Genomic DNA, 18183 nt, shown 5'->3' with positions numbered 1-18183 from the left:
TTTCCTCCTCTTGAGTTTTAATAGGTTGTGCGTTGAATTACAGATGGTGATGTTCTAAGAGATTGCAAAGTTAAATGATATTGGAATAAAAATTCTGCTGCTTCAAGTCTTTTTTTGGCTTCAAGCGCATTTTTCCCCCATACCGTAATTCCATGGTTTCGAATTAATACGGCCCCGCTGTCTTCATTAACAAAGCGTGAGAATGATTCCGCCAGTGTTGGAATATCAGCATCGTTTTTTATGATTGGGATTGTTAAAGCTGCATCTTCCTCCCAATAATCAAACGCTTTGATCAGTTCCTGTCCCTGAAAGGTGATGCTGCCTTGATCTCCATATAGCTCTGAGATCACGTTGTTTGCCACTGTATGCACATGCAAAGAACAGCCTGCTGATGTACGATTATAAATTTCACAGTGAAGCAGCGTTTCAGCAGAAGGCTTTAAATGAGTAGCTTCCGCTTTTTCTCCTTGGCCATTTACAAGCAGAAAATCTTCACTGGTTCGCTTACGCTTATCCTTGCCGCTGGCTGTAACTAAAAAGGCAACAGGCTGCTCGGTTATTCTAATAGACAAATTCCCGCTAGTCCCCATAAACCAGTCACGTACAGCTAGCTCATCCTTAATATCTGCAAGTTCTTTCCACTGAGGAGATTCTATATTTGTCATGGCTTCACCCCCCATTTTTGTTCGATTAATGCTCTGCATTCATGAAAAGTGGTAAATGCTGAGAATGGAATATTTTCCTTTTCACAGACATCCTTTAAATAATCTCGTGCTAATACAAAATCCGCTTCTCTGGCTGCACGAAGGTCCGTTACCGAGTCGCCAATCACAATTGAAAAATCGTTCTTTGAACCAATATCTCTCATGATAGACGGCTTGCAGCATCCGCATTCCTTGCTGTCACAATTTTCATCACATGAATGCGGCCAGCTAATTTGGACATATTCTTCGTCAAAGTGAGCTTTGTTGCAATACACACCATCAAATGGGCCATAAGGCTTTAGGAGCTCATCAATAAAGAAATCCATTCCACCGCTTACAACGTAAAAAGGAATTTCCTGTTCTTTTGTCCATTTAACAAAGTCTGAAAAGCCTTCTCGAATCACACCCTGTGTCAATAGAAAATCAATCATTTCTTGTTTTCTGGTAGAGGGAATTAATTGAAATAACAACGAAACCCCTTCTTGAATGGATATTTCCTGTGATAATATTTGATCCTTGATTGTCACCCATTCTGGTGGAGCGAATTTTTTCATAATCGCGATAATGTTATCACTCTCAGTAATGGTTCCATCGAAATCACAATAAATAACAAGACGGCTCATTTTTTCACCTCAACACTTCCCCATGTTGCTATGGCCGTTTTTAATTCTTTTTTTTCATCCAGCACATCCTCTAGTGATTTCCCTTCAATAATGCTATCCACCGCTTGTCTGAACGACTTTCCTCCAGCAACAGCACCATCAGGATGCCCATGAACGCCTCCGCCAGCATTAATTACCTGATCTTTTCCAAAGTCATGAATGAGCTGCGGAACCAGCCCCGGATGAATCCCGGCCGATGGCACAGGGAAGGATGTCTTAAAAGGGGATTCTCCCGTTAACGCTTCAGCTATCAATAATGCATCCTCTTTCGGTAGAGCAACACTTCCATATGGGGATGGAAATAAAGATAAATCAGCTCCAGTAAGCCGGACCAGTTTACCAAGAATCAGCTGGTAGTGAACACCAAATAAGCTTGATCCACTAATTGCACCGCTAAAGGAAGGATGGGTCATAATCGGAAGAGCGATTTCGCTATCTTCCCTAAGCTCCTGAAGTACATCCAATCCATACGTAAATACATTAAATAAGAATGCGTCGGCTCCGGCTTCTTTCGCTCGCTTTGCTTGATCCTTTAAAAGCGAGGTTCTGCCCGAGAGATTAACAGCATACAAGGTTCTATGTCCGGTTTCCTCATAAACTTGATTTAATACATGTTTTCCTTTTTTTATACGCTCAATAAAAGGAGTTAATACGTTATCGAATAAGATTTCATCATCCTTAACAAGATCCATGCCGCCAAGCGCCTGGTCTTTAAGCTGTTTGCTTAAAAACTCCATGTCTCTTCCTAATACCCCTTTAAAAATGCTCATCACAAGCGGGCGATGGTAGACACCTACAAGATCCCGAATCCCTTCGATCCCATACCTCGGTCCAGGAAATGCTCTGGCTATTTCACCCTCAAACTCCAAATCTATCAATCTCACCATGCCATCCAATGACAACTTGCCAAAAACTGTTGTTAAGATTGCTGGGATATCCGCTGAAAAATTTCTGCTCGGGTATGATATTTTCACATGAGCTGAAGCTGTTTTTTTATTCTTAGCAAAAGATGCAAGTTCATGAAAGCCCAAGTCCTGAATGGAAACCACTGTCCCTCGATATTTTTTTAGCTGTTCCTGATCCAGTGCCGGTAAATCAGTCCATGAGCCTACTGTGAGCCCCAATGCAATTCCCTCTGCTTTTTTTTCAAAGCTTTCCTGGTCACCAAAAACTTGATAAGTAGCAATAACATTGCTCATCTTAGCCACTCCAATACTCTATTCTAAAAAAAAACAGCCTCTTCTTTATAATAAGAAGAGGCTGTTATCAGTTCACACCTTCTCCTTATTACTCAGCACAATTGCTGCAAGATTTAGCACCGTGCTTCTTTATACAAAAGAAGTCGGTTGCCGGGTTTCATAGGGCTAGTCCCTCCACCTGCTCTCAATAAGAAAGGATATTGATTTATAAATGTCAGTTGCATTATGACATGCTTGGTATCCCATGTCAAATTATTTTTCAGAATAATCCAAGCTTTTTAATTCGTTCAACAGCTTCTACTATTCTTTCTTCTGATGTTAGTAAACCAACTCGAACATAGCCTTCACCGTATTGGCCAAAACCTACACCTGGTGCAACTACCACATTTGCACGCTCCAATAAATAGTCAGAAAATGTTACAGAAGTGAAATCATTCGGAACCTTCAACCAGGCAAAAAATGAGCCTTTTGGTGCTGTCACTTCCCAGTCAATGGATTGCAATCCAGCTATTAAGACATTTCTTCTGCTCTCGTATGTTTCACGAAGTTTTTCAGCACTCTCAAATGAAGAGAGAAGGGCTTCCTCTGCTGCTTCCTGGATCGCACCAAAAATACTAACATACAAATGATCCTGATATAAATTAATCGCGTCAATGACAGAAGGGTTACCAACAGCAAATCCTACTCTCCAACCTGCCATATTAAAGGTTTTAGATAATGTATAGATTTCAATTCCTGTTTCCTTCGCACCGGGAAACTGCAGGTAGCTTAATGGTTTTTTTCCATCAAACCCAATGGAACCGTATGCAAAGTCATGAACGACACAAATATCATGTTCATTGGCAAATTGAATCGTTTCCTCAAAGAAAGCCTCATTCGCAATAGCACCCGTTGGATTATTTGGATAATTAATAAACATCAGTTTCGCCTTTTCAGCCTTGTCTATTGGAATAAGCGAATAGTCTGGAAGAAAATCGTTCTTTTCTTCCAAAGGCATCATAAGCATTTCTGCTTTTGCAAGCTCCACACCAGACCAGTAATCAGGATAGCCAGGATCCGGTACAAGCACTGTATCACCAGGGTTGGTTAGGCAAAGCGGCAGCTCTACCAGCCCTGCCTTCCCTCCGAATAGGATGGCAACCTCTGTATCGCCATCCAACTCGACACCATGCTCCCTTTTATAAAATGACGCAACAGCCTGTTTTAAATAATTTTGTCCTCTAAACGGAGGATATTTGTGATTCATCGGATTTTCAGCAGCTTTTTTAAGCCTTTCAATAATATGAGGAGGCGTTGGTAAATCTGGATTACCCTGTCCAAGATTGATAACATCATGTCCTGCTGCCATACGTGCTGCTACTTTCTTTGTCAACGCTGCAAAAAATTGATCTGGTAGTGCATGCAATAGATCTGATTTCATAAACTGTTTCATCTCTTCACCCACCGTTAGCCTTTTCAAATACTAGTCACAAATGGTATAACGAAATAGCATACTTGTAAAGTACCAATTTTGTGATAATACAGATAACCGGGGTGAATAAATGAATATCAAAGTAGGAATTATTCAAATGAATATCGAGTTTGGATCTCCTGAGCATAATCGGACAAAGGTTGCAAAAGCCTTCAGTGATCTTGCAAACAAGAATTATGATTTAATTTTGCTGCCAGAGCTTTGGACAACTGGCTATGATCTTACTCGACTCGATGAGATCAGTGATAAAAATGCAGAGGAATCGATCGCGTTTATACAAGGCTTAGCAAAAAAATACCAAGTCGATGTTATTGGAGGATCTGTTGCCAATCAAAAAGAAGACGGTGTATATAATACGATGATCGTCATTAATCGCAATGGTGAACTTATCCACGAATACAGTAAGCTTCATTTATTTAAACTAATGGATGAGCATCACCATTTGGAAGCAGGAAAAGACAGCCCTTCTTTTACCCTGGCAAATATAAAATTTGGCGGTTTTATATGCTATGATATTCGTTTCCCTGAGTGGATACGAAAGCCCGTACTCGAAGGGGCTACTGTTTTGGTGGTAGTGGCTGAATGGCCAACTGCAAGAATCGACCATTGGATTACCTTGCTTCGCGCAAGAGCTATTGAAAATCAAAGTTATGTGATTGCCTGTAACCGAGTGGGCGCAGATCCGAATAATACGTTTGGCGGAAATTCCATGATCATTGATCCTTGGGGTGAAATGATTGCCCAAGGTTCTGATCAGGAAGAGATTGTAAGCGGAATTATTGATGCAGAAAAAGTGGCTGAAATTCGAACTAGAATACCTATCTTTGATGATAGACGCCCTTCATTCTATAATTAATCTCCCAGCAATTATTTTTATAGGGAAAACAGTTTGACAAATTCGAAAAATGAATGTTACCATTCTATTCATAATTGTCTCTATCATAACGACTCAATCCATGACAACTGAATTGCAAGCATACACTCTTATCAAGAGCAGGTGGAGGGAATTGGCCCGATGAAACCCAGCAACCGACCATAAAACCATTGTGAGATGGGGCGCTATAAATAGCGCTAGCAGGAATCCCCTCTTAAGGCACGGTGCTACATCCATCAGAAACGGTTGTTTCTGAAAGATAAGAGGTTTGAAGATCCGATCTTTAAGCCTCTTTCAAACTGAAAGAGGCTTTTATTTATTTTCTAAATATTGGCCTCAATCTAGTAACCACTATTTATCTAGGAGGCCCTTTCATTATGGCAATTGTACAAACAAAAGAATACTCACCATTAACCGAACAAACCGCAATCGAACTTGCCTATCAATTAGAGCTATTTCCGAAGGAAGCTGAATTAACCGCAGAAGAAATTGGCGATGGCAATTTAAATTATGTTTTTCGCATTCAAGCGAATAATGGAAAAAAAATTATTGTTAAACAAGCCCTTCCGTATGCAAAGGTTGTTGGAGAAAGCTGGCCGCTTACGCTGCACCGGGCAACAATTGAAGCGAATGCATTAATTAAGCATGGGGAGTTTGTACCTCATCTTGTCCCTAAGGTATATCACACAGACAGCGTACTTGCTGTAACCGTTATGGAGGATTTATCTCATTTAACCATTTCACGTGAAGGGTTAATAAATGGGGAATCTTATCCTCGTTTGTCAGAAGATATTGGCCAATATTTGGCTCATACCCTCTTTCATACATCAGATTATGCGCTTCATCCATTTGAGAAGAAGAAATTAGTGCATTCATTTCACAACCCTGAACTATGTAAAATAACTGAAGATCTTGTGTTTACTGATCCTTTTTTTAATAGCGACACAAATGACTTTGAAGATACTTTACAACCATTAGTTGAGGCTTTATGGGAAGATAACGAATTAAAGCTTGAAACAGCAAAGCTAAAGAAAAGCTTTTTAACTGAAACTGAGGCACTGGTTCATGGTGACCTGCATACAGGCAGTATTTTTGCGAGTGATACAACAACAAAAGTAATTGATCCAGAGTTTGCTTACTATGGGCCAATCGGCTTTGACATTGGCCAATTTATTGCAAACTTAACCTTCCAGGCAATCGTCCGTGAAGAAGGAAATAAACAAGTAATATACGATCATATCCAAAATACCTGGACTACCTTTGAATCTCACTTTAGTGATTTATGGCAAACCCATTCCATTGATTCCTACGCTAATGTTGAAGGCTATTTAAAATTTGTACTTGAAAAGAGCTTTCAGGATGCAGTTGGCTTTGCAGGCTGTGAATTAATTCGTCGCACAATCGGACTTGCTCACGTGAAGGACCTTGATTTGATCTCAAATGATGAAAAACGAATTGAAGCAAAGAAAAAAACCATTCAAACAGGGCGAAAATGGATTATTGAACGATCTTCTATTCAAACGATCGACCAACTTATTAACGTATTAATAGAATCAAATTAATTCATTCTGTTTACGATACAAAAAGGAGTTATATTAATGATTGAACCATTAACAATCCCAATCTCTATTACGTGGAAAGACCATCATATTCAACTGCTTGATCAGCGTAAGCTTCCAGCAACAATCGAGTATGTTGATCTAAAAACCGTTGATCAAGTATTTGAAGCCATTGTCAACATGACCGTCAGAGGCGCACCAGCCATCGGCATTACCGCTGCATTTGGACTCGCTATGGGGGCGATGCAATCAACAAAAGATCAATTGGAAGAATTCCAGGAGGAGGTTCTTGCAATAAAGGAAAAGCTCGCTTCTTCAAGACCGACAGCTGTTAATTTATTTTGGGCGCTTGATCGTGTCAGCAAAGCAGCTGAAAGTGCAACATCGGTAAATGAAGCAAAAACCACTCTTTTGCAAGAAGCCATTCAGCTCCAAGCTGAAGATGAACAAATGTGCCGAGACATTGGCGAATACGCGTTAGAGCTGTTAAATTCAAGTGAACCGGTCTTAACAATTTGTAATGCAGGCTCTATTGCAACAGCTAAATACGGTACTGCCCTTGCCCCTTTTCACCTGGCAAGTGAACGAGGAACACAGTTTGAAGTGTATGCTTGTGAGACAAGACCTGTACTTCAAGGCGCTAGACTTACTGCATGGGAGCTTCAGCAATCAGGTGTAAATGTAACATTGATTACTGATTCCATGGCTGCCCAAACAATTCGTGCAAAAGGTATAAAGGCGATTATTGTTGGGGCTGATCGTATTGCTTCAAATGGAGATACCGCTAATAAAATTGGTACATTTAATCTCGCAATATTAGCTAAAGAATTTAACATTCCTTTCTATGTCGCCGCTCCGTCTTCGACCTTTGATCTCACCATTGACAGTGGAATAGAGATCCCGATAGAAGAGCGTCATCCGGATGAAGTTCGAAAAATACAAGGAATCTCCATTGCTCCGGAGAATGTACCCGTGTATAATCCAGCCTTTGACGTAACACCTGCTGATTATATTACAGCAATCATTACAGAAAAAGGCATCATTAAAGCACCATACATCACCGGTATAAATTCTTTGATTTCATAAAAAAACCTTCCAACCATGAGCGATAACCTCTTAGTTGGAAGGTTTTTTTAATGGCGGCGCCGCTATTCGTTGATTCCCAGCCACATTTCAGGTGGATTCAGCTCATATATACCCTCATTTCGAAACATAAATTGATGATTGATGAATTCTCTTCGAATCGTAGCAAAATCCTCATGATAACGCTGGATAATTAGGTTTATTTCCTTCTCAGTGTATTTTTTTCCGATTTCAAGCTGAGAGGCTAAAAATGCTAATACATAAAGTTTTTTCTTCCTCTGAGCAGGGATCGTTTTAAGGCGGCCCTCTTGATCAAAAAAGTTTTTTATGATTTTCTCTTTTTCTTCCATCGACTGCTTCTCCTCTTTTTTCTTTTCAAGCATTGTCAATAAACCTGATACGTTCTGACGAATTGCCTTATCATTAAGAGTAAAATAGATTGTGTTCTTTTCTCGTCTAGCAATAATTGCACCGCTCTCTCGAAGCTTAGAGAGATGGTGAGAAATCGTTGGGGATGTCAAACCCAGCCTCTCTGCTACAGCCTGTCCATGAAGTGGACCTGAGGATAATAAATGAAGAATTTTCATCCTTGTTGGATCCCCTAATGCTTTAAAAAATAGCATTTGCTTATCTAGCTGCACACCCTCACTCCTATCATATTTATCTAATTAGATTTATATCGAATTACCTTATTTTCGTCAACTTTTTTCTTTATTTTAGATTCTGTTAAACCGTGCTTGTTAATTTCCGCTACAGGCGTTCAATTCAATCAACTTCGTGCCATAAGAACCCATTATCTTTAACATAACCTTATTTTTAAAAATGCTTGGCTGCTTGTAACACAAAGATATGTGTTACAAGCAGCCAAGCATTTGAGATTTATTACATATTGACATAAAACGTTTGTTCGAGCTTTAAAAGATATTCTTTTTTGTTCGTTTGATTCCCTGCATATCCAGTTAAGGCTCCATTTTTGCCATTTACCCGATGACAAGGAATAATTATAGGCAGTGGATTTTTACGGTTAGCCTGCCCAACAGCACGTACCGCTTTATCTCGATCAATTCGTTTTGCTATATCCTGATAAGAGCAGCTTTGACCATAGGGAATCGTTTGCAGCGCCTGCCATACTTCTTGCTGGAATATGGTCCCATTTAAAAAAATTGGTAGCTCAAATACTTTTCTCTTGCCATCAAAATATTCGATCAGCTGCTTTTCAACTCGGTTAAAAAGAGCATGGTCATGATCGACGGTTTCTATTTTGTTTTCTTCAACTATGCTTTCTTCAACAAAATCAATTTTGGTCAAACACCCATCATTTATCGTTAATAAAAGAGGTCCAATCGGACTCTTTACCAGTCGTTTCATCAATATCATCAGCCCCTCTAACAGGGAAATACAGATGAAAGCAGGTCCCCTCACCCACCTTGCTTTCAACCTCAACCTTCCCTTGATGTTCCTCTATAATTTTAAAGGTAACCACAAGCCCAAGTCCAGTGCCATTTTCTTTTGTCGTATAAAATGGCTCATTCAACCGATCAAGTTGTTTTTGTTCAATTCCACAGCCCGTATCCTGAATAGCTATGTGCTGAATGCCATCCTGCTCAGATACCGTAAATATGATTTCCCCTCCATCTTGCATCGCTTCGATAGAATTTTTAATGATGTTGATAAAGACCTGTTTTAAGCGATTTGATTCTCCATACACGAGCCCACTACTACCTTCATCTACCGTGTTCATCTGTATATTTCCAAGAGAAGCTTGCGGTTGCATAAGTTCAATCGTTTCTCTAATTATTGAAGGCAAGCTTACTAGATCAAAAACCACCGTTTTTGGTTTTGCTAGCATTAAAAACTCTGTCATGATCGTTTCAATTCTCTGCAGCTCTGAAAGGATCACGCCAAAATACATACTATGATCTTCCTTTACACTTGCCTGAAGTAATTGAATAAACCCTTTTAGCGAGGTCATTGGATTGCGAATTTCATGTGCAATCCCTGCTGCAAGCTGTCCAATCACTTTTAACGTATCATATTTGTTTAAATGCTCCATCATCTGGACGATATCGGTAACATCCCGGATTATTGTTAAATTAATATTTTTACTAATATGTGGAATCATCATAAATTCATATTGACAATCTCCCCTCTTTCCCATCAGCGTTGACACGACCTCAGACGATGAAGAAGACATTTTTTGCATATATTGATTGTATTCTGGAATAAATGTCTCCATCCGTTGAAATTCCTTTAATGAATCCTTTCCAATAAGATCCTTTTTTTGTTGATCGAAAAATTCACAGCCTTTTTCGTTAATATCAATAATTCTTCCTTTAAGATCACTAATCATTAATCCATTTATGGTTTGCTCAAAAATCTTCTTGTAAATATGGGGCACAACTGGTAAAATCGAATCTTCGTTGACTGTGATAGTAAGTATTAGCAGGACAATTGATTTTTCACTAAGCAAAAACAGATTACAGGCACAGTCTACCGATTCATTTTCACCCGTAACAAAGGTAAACTGATCAGTTAGCTTTTTAGACTGACAAAGCGCTGCAATCTGCCTATGAAATCTCTGTTGATCTTTTTGATGCAGAATATCTTCTGTAGTTAGAATGACAGAATCGGTCGTATCAATTTGCAGCAGCTTATTTGCTGCTGCGTTATAATGCAGGACTTCTCCTTTTTCGTTAAAAAGAAGAACGCCATCTCGTATATTTTCAAGCACATGCAACGTTACTTCTTCCATAATCGGTGTTTGCAGCTCATCTTTTAAAGACCAGTCTTTCTGAATCCACCCATATTTTTGCAACGTCATCATCCCTCAACTTTATTTTCTTCGTTTTTGAAAAAGAAAGACTTGTTATAATTGTGTCCTTTTCACTAGATTGCTTTATAACCAAAAAGGGAAATTGAAATCATAAAATCTTTTAGAAAAGATGGTGTAATTATGTCCAAAAGAGATTATTATTTCGATAATGCAAAATTTTTTCTCATCTTCCTGGTTGTGTTTGGTCATGCGATCCAGACCTATATAGAATACGAACCTTTTTTATTATCTTTATATAAGACCATTTATTCTTTTCATATGCCCGCGTTTATTCTTGTTGCTGGCTACTTTGCTAAAGGTGTCTATGAAAAAGGCTATGCTCGAGTATTGGTGAAAAAGCTTATCCTACCCTATTTAATTTTTCAGGTTATTTATAGCATTTATTATTTCTATTTGAGGAATGAGTCGACTCTGACCGTTGATCCGTTTCACCCTCAATGGTCACTATGGTTTTTAGTCAGTTTATTTTGTTGGAATCTGATGCTTCTGCTATTTGTTCAAATCTTTAAGCTTTCATGGAAACCTACGTTAATCACGAGCATTGTTTTCGGACTTTTTATAGGTTATTTTAATGATGTGTCGGGCTATTTAAGCTTATCAAGGACATTTGTGTTCTTCCCATTCTTTTTACTGGGCTATTATATAAAGAGAGAGCACTTCCATATGCTCAATAAAAAGCCAGTCAAATTAGCGGCATATTTTTCACTTTCATTTGTTTTATTCCTTATGATATTACTACCCGAGTGGAGTAATCGATGGTTATTGGGGTCTCATTCATATCAGGATCTGGGTCAGCCCTATGAAATTAGTCCGTTAATTCGATTTACTATTTATGCCCTAAACATTTGGTTAATTGCTTCATTTTTTTCTATTGTCCCACAAAAGAAATACTTTTTCACAAACTGGGGGAAAAATACTCTTTACGTCTATTTATTACATGGATTTATAATCCAGCTCTTTAGAGAAACACAAATTGGATTAATTGTTAATCCATTTATATCACTTTTACTTATTATGGTTGCATCCTTATTCCTAACAATCCTTCTTTCTACCAATTGGATTACAGCAATTGCCCAGCCTTTGATTGAGTTAAGAGCTAATCGTCTAAAAAAAATGCTATCTAAACATGAATAAAAAGGATAATAGGAATGATATAATTCACTAAACAGCCCACCCTGTTGGGCTGTTTTCTTTTTTCCAATTTTATCATTTCATTAAAAGGAAATAAACTCCTTTTTTTAGCATGCTATTTTACACCATCATTGACGAAGCATTACATCCTGAACAACCTTTGTTGTCTCTTATCATTTCCTCATGTAAAATAAATACGAATGTACGATCAAAGAAGGAGTTTACATACCATGAAAATTGTTTTATCAACATTAAATGCAAAATACATTCATACAAATTTGGCAATTAGGTATCTGAAGGCTTATGCTGAACCTTTTTTCCCTATTGAAATAAGTGAATATACGATTAAAGATCCCGTTATGAATATTGTTGCAGATCTATACGCTAAGAAACCTGATGTATTAGGGTTCAGCTGCTATATTTGGAATATAGAAGAGACCATTCAAGTAATTAGTATGATTAAGAAAATCTCTCCAAATACCAAAATCATTATTGGAGGCCCTGAGGTTTCATATGACGTACCATACTGGCTGGAACGGCTGACTGATGTAGATTATCTTGTAACTGGTGAAGGAGAAGAAACGCTAAAACAGCTTCTTCAATCCTTTGAAAATCAAATTCCTATTAAAAAAGTAGCAGGAATTGCCTATTTAAAGAATGGAAAACCTGTCATTCACCCACAAACCAATAAAATTGATTTAAAAACAATTCCTTCCCCTTTCCGTTTTGAGGAAGATCTTGATGGTTTATCTAAACGAATTGTATACATTGAGACAAGCCGTGGATGTCCATTTCGCTGTCAATTCTGTCTTTCATCAATTGAGGTTGGGGTTAGATACTTTGACCGGGAAGTAATTAAAGAGGAAATTCGTTATTTAATGGAAAATGGCGCTAAAGTAATTAAATTTGTTGACCGGACTTTTAATATCAGCAGAAGCTATGCTATGGATATGTTTAATTTCCTGATTACGGAGCATAAACCAGGGACTGTTTTTCAATTTGAAATAACGGCTGATATTATGCGTCCCGAGGTTATTCAATATTTAAACGATCACGCACCTGTGGGACTTTTCCGATTTGAAATTGGGGTGCAATCTACCAATGATGAGACAAACGAACTCGTTATGAGAAAGCAAAACTTCGAAAAACTGAAAAGAACCGTTACTATGGTAAAAGACGGAGGTAAAATCGATCAGCATCTTGACCTCATTGCAGGCCTTCCTGAAGAGAATTATGATTCATTCCGTCAAACCTTTAACGATGTTTTTGAAATGCGTCCTGAGGAACTGCAGCTTGGCTTTTTAAAAATGCTGCGTGGGACTGGGCTAAGAATTCGTGCAAACGATCATCAATACGTTTATATGGACCAAGCACCATATGAAATATTGAGTAATAATGTACTTCCATTTGATGATATTGTTCGAATCAAAAACGTTGAGGATGTTCTGGAAAAATACTGGAATGATCATCGCATGGATCACACGATCGAATATTTAGTAGAGCATGTATTTGACACACCATTTGACTTTTTCCAAGCATTTGGAAGCTATTGGGATCAGCAGGGATGGGGTAGAATTGGCCATCAGTTGGAGGATTTATTTTCTCGCCTTTCTCAATTCTTAAACGATCTTAACATTTCACAGTTGTCAATTGTGGAAGGATTAATGAAAAAGGACTATCTGCTTAATCAGCGTTTCAAACCTAGAAAACCTTGGTGGAAAGCTTCGATCATTGACGATCAAAAACACGAGCTGTATCAGCAGCTTCTAGACCAGCCAATGATCGCTGGTGAACAATTCGCTTCTCTAAATTTAAAGCAGAAGGAATTGTTTAAGCATACTGTTATTGAAAAAGGGATCACCGTTCAATCTGATGGAACAGCCCTGGAAGTCTATTTAATGGCGTATTATCATCCAAAGGATGGTTATCCAACATTATTTGAATTCACAGCATAGGAATAGATAAAAAGCGATGTCAATTCGTAGTTGACATCGCTTTTCTATCATTACCCTATAATGACACGCTCTTTTGGATAATGGTATTTTGCTTTTTTATTGTTGCCGCCTATCATAAATAAAAACGATATCAATCCTACCCGTCCGATAAACATTAAGAACATGAGGATGAATTTACTTGCAGTTGAAAGCTCTGATGTTATACCTAACGACATTCCTGCGGTTCCAAACGCCGATGTTACCTCAAAAATAACTTCTATCATACTATGACGTGGTTCAAGTATCATCATGGTCATAATTGACGCCATCGTCAAAATCATGGCCAAAATAATGACCGCATATGATCGGTAGACGTCGATCAGATGGATCTCACGATTAAATACCTGTATTTGTTCTCTACCCCTGGCAAAGTTAATTAAAAACAACACAGCTATCGCAAAAGTGGTTGTCCGAATTCCCCCTCCAACTGAGCTTGGAGAGGCTCCGATAAACATCATCATACTCATGACAAGCTGCGTTGGCTCTGAAAAGGTGCTGACATCCAATGTAACCATTCCACCAGAACGTGTTGAAGTGGAATGGAAAAAGGAATAGAAAAATGCCTCATGCCAGTCCATTCCTTGGAAACGATGGTTTATTTCCATAAGAAAAATTAATATTGTTCCTAATAATAATATAATTCCAAACGTAATCGTTGTAAGTTTTGTAAAAAGAGAAAATCGAAATACTCCGCTCTTATTTGATAAAAAACCCTTTAATTCAATTAACACGGGAAAACCAATCGCACCAAGAATAATCAGAATAATAATAATAACCTGTACAAAATAATCATTAGCGTATGGGATTAAGGATTCACCAGTAATATCAAATCCCCCATTAGTAGTTGCAGAGATGGAAGCAAATACTCCATGGAGGACTGCTTCTCCCCATGTGTCATAAAACTGCGTAAAATAGATAGCAAGTACTAGTGCACCTATCGCTTCTATTAATAACAAAATTTTAATGATCTCGATAATTAGCTTCACGACACCAGATAAATTGTATTGATTATGGTCCGTCATGATTAATTGGCGTTCTCTTAGTCCAATGCGTTTTCCAACAATTAGCCAAAAAAAGGTACCAAGAGACATAATCCCTATACCGCCAAGCTGCAAAATAAACATTAGGACAATAATACCAAATGTTGTATACGTCTCTGATACATTTATAGCTGTCAATCCTGTGACGCTCACTGCACTGACTGCAGTGAATAAAGAATCGATTAAGTTTATAGCTTTTCCATCTTGATGGACACCTGGAAGCCGCAGAAGAAAGAAGGAAAGAGCGATCGCAATGAAGTAATACACTACAATCATTTGAGCCGGTTTTAAGCTCCGTATTTTATTCAAAATATTACGCCACATGATATTGATCCTTTCATAAACAGTCTTTACTTATCTTATATGATATTATCGGTTTTTGGATAGGTAAATTAAAGTTAAATCACTTTTATTTTTACATATTTCAAGATTTGTAAGTCTCACAGCATCTATACCCCAATCAAATAAAAGGCTTGTCTCCAACGTTAAAGAATGCACCACGTACGAGACAAGCTTATATAGGTTTACCTATTATTTTTTTCCTTAGGGCAGAAATGGCTCGAGCTATTCATCATCCTTGTTATCCCTATATTCTCTTTTCTCCTCTTTCTTTTCTTCCTTCTCTTTTCTCTTATCTTCTTTCCTTTCTTCTTTTTTTTCCTCCTTGTCTTCATTCCGCTCTTCTTTTCTATCTTCCTTTTCTTTTCTCTTTTCTTCTTTTACTTCTTCACTCTCTTTCCACTTCTCTTCATTTTCATTATTCTTATCATAGGTTTCATTTCCTTGGTCTTCCGGCTTGTTCCTCCCTTGCTCTATTTGATTTTGGTTCGTCTGTTGATTTTGAGTAGCTTGATTCTGTGGACTTTTTTCGTTCGTTGATCCTGGTATTGCAACAGGTGCTCCATTCGTTTGGTTATTAGGCGTATTTTCAGGTTCTTGAATTTCTTCTGCTGGCTGCACCTCTTTAGAAGCTTCAGGTACTGGCTCCGCACTTTGGCCCTTTATAGATGATGCTTCTGGCTGTAACGGTGTTGGGAGAATATCCAACCTTGGTGTAGGTTCATGATAAGGTTCTTTGATTTTCACTTCCGAAGAATGATTTTCAGTGGAAGAAGCACGATGATTCATCCACTTCCCCACTGACATGCCATGCTCATTCGCTTGTTCCAAATCTTTAAGCGAAGCTTCATAAAGTGTGATAGCTGCTAATTGATGGTTTATTATCATGTCATTCTTCCATTGTTGAATCTCCGAATTAAAGCTTGACTGAAAAGATGAATCTGCTTGATTTGTGAAGACAGACGACACAATGATCGAGTCGACTCGATTGAGTAAATACCCTTTTTCTTCACTTATTTCCATTATCTCATTCATCACGCTTTCCATTGAATTGCCCTTCCAGTCACCAAGCGCACTTAGCAAAATTACTGCCTCTTCATTTAACGGTTCTATATGCTGAGCCTCCCCATTACTATTTACCGAAATCATAAGACTAGGATTAATATCTACCGATAAATACGCATAGGGTTCTCTGTTGAAAGACAGATATATTAAATAGAATGATAGCAATAGAACGGCAATGACAGCAAATGATGCCGGCCAATGAACAAATTGACCAGACAATCCAAATCGTTTTCCCTTGTATGGTATCACCTCAATCTCTTCACCAACAGTAATGGAATAAGAAGGCTTCTCTGCTTGTAGAAAGTGCCCATCTTGCGTTAATACAATTAGATGTCTCTTTTCTATTTGCATGATCACACCTTTTGTCATTGTTCAAACCGCCCCTTAATATAATGCTGTAAATGTGGAAAATCTCCATCTAATAATAAAGCAATAGCAATAATGTACTTTCGGTTGCGCTCCATTGTTTTACGACTGACAGACACATGATTCTCAAGTGATTTTAAAGGTAATCGCTTTTTTTTACTCAAATGCTCCATCCATTCCGAATTGCCTGCAACCTGCCTTGCAATAGACATGGCAGTTTGCCTTGCATCTTCATGCTTAGGTGCTTGCTCAATAATATCCTGAAATGACATGCCGTATTCTTTAAGCTTAACTGTAAACATAACAATTTCATCTCTTCGTTCTTCTGCAACTATTTCTTCATTAAAAGCCTCCATCGCTTGGCGTTTTTCAATAATGGAAGACACTGCATCTTCATCCATACTATTTGCTAAAAAATCATATCGAATCATTTTCTCTCTTTGATTTTTCCTTATGTAGTCAATTATTTTTCTGCGGATGACTACTTCTGAAAATGCAAGTAATGAAGACCCCTTGTCAGGTTCATATTTTATGATGGCTTCGTGAAATGCCATCAGGCCAATGCTAAACTCATCATCACTGTCATTAATATATCTTTTACAAACGGATGAAACCGTACGCTTAACAAACGGTTTATAGGATTTGATCAAATCCGTTAACACTTCTTCATTTCCTTGTTGAATATTAATGGCCATTTCTTCTATAGTCAGCATATTTTTACGCTTATTTAATAAAAACAGAAGCAATGATAGCATCGGTATCACCTCAATCCAGCTTACTCTATTGTTGAATTGTACCGATTTTTTTACTAGAAGGAAAGTTTAATACTTATGTCAAAAGGAAGATAAAATGTATACAACATTTCTATAATAGTACGATAAAAAATCTATTTATTTTGGGGTAAAAGAAAAAACCATCGAAAATTCGATGGTTTTTTCTTTTATGAAGTCGCTTCCTGACTTCCTTTTCTCTTTGCAAGGATATATCCTCCAACCGCTATGATAAGAAGGACTGTCCAGAAAATGAGTTTCCATGTTGTTGAATGAGGAAAATGTGTATCAATAATTTGTACATTCGGGTGTCCAAGTGTTAATACCGAAAGTTTCACACCTACCCATCCGACGATTAAGAAAGCCGTCGTCTCGAGCAGTGGATACTTCTTTAAGAGTCTCACAAACCAGTGAGCAGCAAAACGCATTATAATTAAACCGACTAGTCCGCCGATAAAAATAACGATAAATTGCCCACCGTCAATTCCGCCAATGTCAAATGCTCCAACAGGAGGCAACGTAATTGCAAGTGCAACTGCTGCAAGCATAGAATCAATCGCAAATGCAATATCTGCAATTTCAACCTTCAATACAGTCATCCAGAAGCCAGATCCTTTGTTTTCTTGTTTTGATAGATCTTCCTCTAATGCCTGCTGTTTTTTGGATCGTGCTTGTTTCACGATATGACTTATTGAAATGTACAATAGATACAAAGCACCGAGTGCCTGTAATTGCCACACATCAATTAGAATCGCAATCATAAACAACGCTGCGAACCGGAAAACAAATGCCCCAAATAATCCGTAAAACAAGGCCTTTTTTTGTTTTTCAGGTGGTAAATGCTTTACCATAACTGCCATTACAACTGCATTATCCGCTGCTAAAATTCCTTCCAAGGCAATAAGAATGAGTAAAACCCAGCCATATTCCAGTACTAATCCTGCATCCATTTGATATACCTCCTATTGATCATTGTTGCCAAGAGAAACAAGAACATATTCAGGAAAACAAAAAAGACCTCTGCCTAAAATAGGCAAAGGTCTTGCTAAGCATCAAAATATGCCATTACGGCCGATGGATTCAATATCCACGT

16 protein-coding genes and 2 riboswitches are annotated in these 18183 nt (G+C 38.1%); of the genes, 5 read left to right on the top strand and 11 right to left on the bottom strand.

Annotated elements, in window-relative coordinates:
• Positions 1 to 17: 17 nt before the first annotated feature.
• From KP78_RS10350 to KP78_RS10335, 4 genes are all read right to left on the bottom strand, one after another.
• Complete coding sequence (locus tag KP78_RS10350; protein WP_041088662.1) at positions 18 to 665, bottom strand: methylthioribulose 1-phosphate dehydratase; 648 nt, start codon at positions 663 to 665, stop codon at positions 18 to 20.
• The gene (locus tag KP78_RS10345; protein WP_041088660.1) at positions 662 to 1327 is read right to left on the bottom strand and encodes a 2-hydroxy-3-keto-5-methylthiopentenyl-1-phosphate phosphatase; all 666 of its coding nucleotides are present in this window, start codon (positions 1325 to 1327) and stop codon (positions 662 to 664) included. The genes KP78_RS10350 and KP78_RS10345 overlap by 4 nt, the downstream gene beginning before the upstream one ends.
• Positions 1324 to 2565 carry a 2,3-diketo-5-methylthiopentyl-1-phosphate enolase gene (locus tag KP78_RS10340; protein WP_041088659.1) on the bottom strand — a complete coding sequence of 414 codons (1242 nt, stop codon included), beginning with the start codon at positions 2563 to 2565 and terminating at the stop codon, positions 1324 to 1326. The genes KP78_RS10345 and KP78_RS10340 overlap by 4 nt, the downstream gene beginning before the upstream one ends.
• 82 nt (positions 2566 to 2647) lie before the next feature.
• Positions 2648 to 2759, bottom strand: a riboswitch (SAM riboswitch).
• Between the two features lie 65 nt (positions 2760 to 2824).
• Positions 2825 to 3997 carry a pyridoxal phosphate-dependent aminotransferase gene (locus tag KP78_RS10335; RefSeq protein WP_041088657.1) on the bottom strand — a complete coding sequence of 391 codons (1173 nt, stop codon included), beginning with the start codon at positions 3995 to 3997 and terminating at the stop codon, positions 2825 to 2827.
• A 109-nt stretch (positions 3998 to 4106) separates the two neighbouring features.
• Here KP78_RS10335 and KP78_RS10330 point away from each other — a divergent pair, with 109 nt between their 5' ends.
• The 3 genes from KP78_RS10330 (at position 4107) to mtnA (ending at position 7555) form a co-directional block, all read left to right on the top strand.
• Complete coding sequence (locus KP78_RS10330; RefSeq protein WP_041088654.1) at positions 4107 to 4892, top strand: carbon-nitrogen family hydrolase; 786 nt, start codon at positions 4107 to 4109, stop codon at positions 4890 to 4892.
• 125 nt (positions 4893 to 5017) lie between these two features.
• A riboswitch (SAM riboswitch) is annotated at positions 5018 to 5176 on the top strand.
• 111 nt (positions 5177 to 5287) lie between these two features.
• Complete coding sequence (mtnK, locus tag KP78_RS10325) at positions 5288 to 6472, top strand: S-methyl-5-thioribose kinase (protein ID WP_041088652.1); 1185 nt, start codon at positions 5288 to 5290, stop codon at positions 6470 to 6472.
• A 36-nt stretch (positions 6473 to 6508) separates the two neighbouring features.
• Complete coding sequence (gene mtnA, locus KP78_RS10320; protein ID WP_041088650.1) at positions 6509 to 7555, top strand: S-methyl-5-thioribose-1-phosphate isomerase; 1047 nt, start codon at positions 6509 to 6511, stop codon at positions 7553 to 7555.
• A gap of 62 nt (positions 7556 to 7617) precedes the next feature.
• On the opposite strand, the gene KP78_RS10315 is transcribed toward mtnA, so the two are convergent.
• The 3 genes from KP78_RS10315 to KP78_RS10305 form a co-directional block, all read right to left on the bottom strand.
• Positions 7618 to 8193 (bottom strand): DUF2087 domain-containing protein, encoded by a 576-nt coding sequence (locus tag KP78_RS10315; RefSeq protein ID WP_041088648.1) that lies wholly within the window; start codon positions 8191 to 8193, stop codon positions 7618 to 7620.
• A gap of 241 nt (positions 8194 to 8434) precedes the next feature.
• Positions 8435 to 8920, bottom strand: a complete 486-nt coding sequence (locus KP78_RS10310; RefSeq protein WP_041088647.1) for a methylated-DNA--[protein]-cysteine S-methyltransferase — start codon at positions 8918 to 8920, stop codon at positions 8435 to 8437.
• Positions 8868 to 10373 (bottom strand): ATP-binding protein, encoded by a 1506-nt coding sequence (locus KP78_RS10305; protein ID WP_162835593.1) that lies wholly within the window; start codon positions 10371 to 10373, stop codon positions 8868 to 8870. Before KP78_RS10305 ends, KP78_RS10310 begins: the two co-directional genes overlap by 53 nt.
• Positions 10374 to 10505: 132 nt before the next feature.
• Between KP78_RS10305 and KP78_RS10300 the strand changes: the two genes are divergently transcribed.
• Together KP78_RS10300 and KP78_RS10295 are read left to right on the top strand one after the other, a co-directional pair.
• Complete coding sequence (locus tag KP78_RS10300) at positions 10506 to 11519, top strand: acyltransferase family protein (protein WP_041088642.1); 1014 nt, start codon at positions 10506 to 10508, stop codon at positions 11517 to 11519.
• Positions 11520 to 11746: 227 nt separating this feature from the next.
• A complete protein-coding gene (locus tag KP78_RS10295; RefSeq protein WP_052474758.1) occupies positions 11747 to 13471 on the top strand; it encodes a B12-binding domain-containing radical SAM protein in 1725 nt (574 codons plus the stop codon).
• A 50-nt stretch (positions 13472 to 13521) separates the two neighbouring features.
• Here the strand turns inward: KP78_RS10295 and KP78_RS10290 are convergent, their stop codons facing one another.
• The 4 genes from KP78_RS10290 to KP78_RS10275 form a co-directional block, all read right to left on the bottom strand.
• Positions 13522 to 14826, bottom strand: a complete 1305-nt coding sequence (locus KP78_RS10290; protein ID WP_327063172.1) for a TrkH family potassium uptake protein — start codon at positions 14824 to 14826, stop codon at positions 13522 to 13524.
• Positions 14827 to 15114: 288 nt separating this feature from the next.
• Positions 15115 to 16323, bottom strand: coding sequence for an anti-sigma factor domain-containing protein (locus KP78_RS10285; protein ID WP_041088639.1), 1209 nt, complete (start codon positions 16321 to 16323; stop codon positions 15115 to 15117).
• The gene (sigI, locus tag KP78_RS10280) at positions 16320 to 17075 is read right to left on the bottom strand and encodes an RNA polymerase sigma-I factor (RefSeq protein WP_084219960.1); all 756 of its coding nucleotides are present in this window, start codon (positions 17073 to 17075) and stop codon (positions 16320 to 16322) included. Before sigI ends, KP78_RS10285 begins: the two co-directional genes overlap by 4 nt.
• Before the next feature lie 185 nt (positions 17076 to 17260).
• Entirely contained in the window at positions 17261 to 18040 is a 780-nt protein-coding gene (locus tag KP78_RS10275; RefSeq protein ID WP_041088635.1) for a TerC family protein, read from the bottom strand.
• Between the last annotated feature and the right edge of the window lie 143 nt (positions 18041 to 18183).

The sequence above is a fragment of the Jeotgalibacillus soli genome (assembly GCF_000829435.1).
Classification (GTDB): domain Bacteria; phylum Bacillota; class Bacilli; order Bacillales; family Jeotgalibacillaceae; genus Jeotgalibacillus; species Jeotgalibacillus soli.
The sequence above is the reverse complement of the archived record's forward strand: the minus strand, read 5'-3'. Positions and strand labels throughout refer to the sequence as shown.